The following is a 3,081-nucleotide window of genomic DNA, read 5'->3' as shown; positions in this document are numbered from 1 at the left end:
GCGCCTGCAGGTCGGCGGGGCCCAGCGCCGCCAGCGGCAGGGCGCATTCCGGCTCGGCCAGCAGCCCGGCCAGGCGGTGCAGGGGGGCGATCTGGGTGCCGCCCTCGGCGCGGGGCAGGGTGCCCTGGTCGATCGCCCAGCGCCGCAGCGCCTCGGCGGCGGTGCCGAGGAAGCGCTTGCTGCCGATCCGGATGGTGCAGCGGCGCAGGGCGGCGCTGGCCATGCCCTCCCAGGCCTCGGCGGCGGCGCGGTCCTGAAAGGGCGCGCGGTGCAGGGCCGCGGCGCCGCGGCCGATGCAGACCTGCCAGGCCTCGCCACTACCGGAGGTCGCGGCAGATATCCGTTGCACAGCCATGCATTGATCTCACCTTGCCGTGAGGCACAAAGCCTCCCGGCCGGGAAATCGCAAGCGGAGAACGGCCGCGGCGGGGAAAAAACGCGAGCGAGCCCCGCTCTCCCCCTGCCCGGCCATCCGTTCTGTGGTATTTCGCAGGACTATGAACCCTGCCCCGGACCTTGCCCTGGCCCCTGGCGACTGTCGCGCCGTCCTGCCCGGACCCACCGCCGCCGGAAAGCCCGCGCCTGGACGGTCCTCAGGCGGGAAGCAGGGTCTCGGCCGCCGGCAGGGCCGGTTCGCCGTGCCCGGCGGCCTCCGCGGGGCCGGCACCGGCCCGCAGCAGGGCGATCAGATCCTCCGGCAGCTGCGCCTCGATCATCACCGCAGCGCCGTCGATCTCGACCATGGCGCCGGACAGCAGCCGGGTTTCCATCTCGACCCCGCGCGGCGTGGGATCGACCAGGCGCAGGGTCTCGCGGGCCCGCGCCAGGGCGGCGCCGCGCAGCGCCTCGAGCACTTCGGCCCGCGTCAGGCGGATGGTGTGATGGACGAAGAAGGGGGCGGCGAGGCTCATGGGAGGGATTCTCCTTCCTGGGGAGGCGGGCCGGCGCGGACCGCCGCCGGATGGCAGGCGGCCCGGGCTATCCCGCATGTTTTAGCATCGCCGGCCCCGCCCTGCCATTCCGGCCTTCGAGAACATCGTGAAGGAAGTCCTGCCGCAGCGGGGGCGCAGGGGAGGGGAAGGCCGGGGCCAGGGCGCGGCCCGACCTTTCCATCTTGTGAATTTTTGCGGGTGGTCCCGGCCGCGAAAAAAGTTTAAGACCGACGCAGAGGTTTCGCAGACGAAGGAGGAGAGGCGAGGATGGCACGCACCGGCAGCACCGCCAGGAAGACCGGCCGCGCGCCGCTGCCGCAGGGCGGCCGCATCGTGCAGCTGCGAGGCGCGAGCCCGGACGGGCCGGCCTTCTCGGTCGAGCTGGTGACCCCGGAGAGCGCCGCCGGCCTGCTCGCCCGCAAGCGCCCCGCCGCCGGCGAGAACCCGGCCGCCATCGCGGCCTATGCCGAGGCGATGCGCGAAGGCCGCTGGATCCTCAACGGCATGCCGCTGATCCTGTCGCGCAACGGGGTCCTGCTCGACGGCGTGCAGCGCCTGCGCGCCTGCATCCGCGCCGGCGTCCCCTTCCTCACCGTGCTGGCGCAGAACATCCCCGATGACGTGCTGCACACCATCGACCAGCAGCGCCGCCGCTCCTTCGCCGGCGTGCTGGAAAGCCGCGGCATCCCGCATGCCCATGCGCTGCAATCGGCGCTGGTCAAGCTGATCCGCTACGAGGACGGCAAGATGCTGCGCGGCGCCGGCACCGCCGCCTGGTCGCGCATGGACCGCGTGCTGCGCGCCAATCCCGATCTCGAGGCGGCGGTGAAGCTCTCCCTCGAGAGCCCGGCCACCATGCTCTCCGAGGCGGTGCGCACGCCGCTGCTCTTCATGGGCTTCCGGGTCGACAAGGCGGCGACGCGCCGCTTCCTCGACGCCATCGCGCATCCCGAGAACCACTCCCCGATGGAGCCGGGCGCCCGCATCCGCGACCTGATCGACATCACCCGCGGCGATCCGACGACGCGGCTCAAGCCCACCACCCTCTTCGCCGTCTGCATCAAGGCGCTGAACGCGACGATCTCCGGCGAGCACCAGCGCAGCTACACCTGGATCGACCCGACCGCCAACCCGACCCGGGGCGAGGACTTCCCGGCGCTCGCCGGCTATGCCGGGCTCGACGATCCGGGCCATGCGGCGGATGGCGAGGAGACGGCGCGCGGCCTGCAGGAGGCGGTGCGGCGCCTGGCGGCGGAGGAGGGCGTCTTCCCGCTGGCGATCGAGACCATCACGCCGGAGATGGCCGAGGCCTACCTCGCGCACAACAGCCGCAACCGCAAGATCGTCGCCGCGCATGTCGATGCCATCGCCCGCGACATCCGGGCCGGCAACTGGATGATGAACGCGCAGCCGATCTGCTTCAGCCGCGCGGGGCGGCTGCTGAACGGGCAGCACCGGCTCTCGGCGGTGATCCAGGCGGGCGAGCCGATCGAGGTGCCGGTGATGCGCGGCCTGCCGGAGGAGGCCTATGCCACCTACGACATCCACGCCAAGAAGGGCCCGCAGCTCGGCATCGCCTTCGACAGCTTCGGCGACCGCCCGCTGGTCGCCGCCGCCGCCGTGCTGCTCTGGAAGCACGAGCTGAAGCCCGCCGGGACGCGCAACGCCAAGCCGACGCCCTCCGAGGTGATGCGGATCGTCGAGCAGCATCCGCGCCTGCTGGAGCTGCGCACCTTCGGCCGCAAGATGATCGAGTTCGGCCGCGGCTCGGTGCTGACCTATGCCGCCTATTGCATCGAGCGCGAGGATCCCGAGCTCGGCCGCGTCTTCCTGGAGCGCTTCGAGAGCGGCGCCGACCTGCCGCGCGGCCACCTGATCCTGGAGCTGCGCAAGCGGATGCAGATTTTGCGCCGCGAACGCACCAGCCAGGAGGAGCAGCTGCGCGAGGTCCTGGCCGCCTGGGCGCGCTTCCGCGAGAAGCCCGATCTCGACCGGCTGGACTGACGCGCGGCCGGCCTCGGACGTCCGGCCCGGGACCCTCCGCCCCGCGCCGGCGGGGCCAGATCAGTCCGGCCGCCGCGCCAGGCGCGCGCTGTCCTCCGCCCGCAGCTCCGCCTTGCGCGCCGCCTGCCGCAGCGCCGCCTGCCGC

Annotated in this window: 3 protein-coding genes; 1 reads left to right on the top strand and 2 read right to left on the bottom strand. The window is 72.9% G+C overall.

The window, feature by feature from the left end; translation table 11 throughout:
• Positions 1 to 355: hypothetical protein (locus ACVMLK_RS20485; RefSeq protein ID WP_457487471.1), on the bottom strand; the 355-nt coding region annotated here is incomplete at its 3' end.
• Positions 356 to 593: 238 nt separating this feature from the next.
• Positions 594 to 911, bottom strand: a complete 318-nt coding sequence (locus ACVMLK_RS20480; protein WP_457487470.1) for a methionyl-tRNA synthetase — start codon at positions 909 to 911, stop codon at positions 594 to 596.
• A 288-nt stretch (positions 912 to 1,199) separates the two neighbouring features.
• Here ACVMLK_RS20480 and ACVMLK_RS20475 point away from each other — a divergent pair, with 288 nt between their 5' ends.
• Positions 1,200 to 2,936: a hypothetical protein gene (locus ACVMLK_RS20475; protein ID WP_457487469.1), complete on the top strand. Its 1,737-nt coding sequence runs from the start codon at positions 1,200 to 1,202 to the stop codon at positions 2,934 to 2,936.
• Positions 2,937 to 3,081 lie beyond the last annotated feature (145 nt).

The sequence above is a fragment of the Teichococcus aerofrigidensis genome (assembly GCF_054073225.1).
Note: the sequence above shows the minus strand (reverse complement) of the source record. Positions and strands in the feature narration are given on the sequence as shown.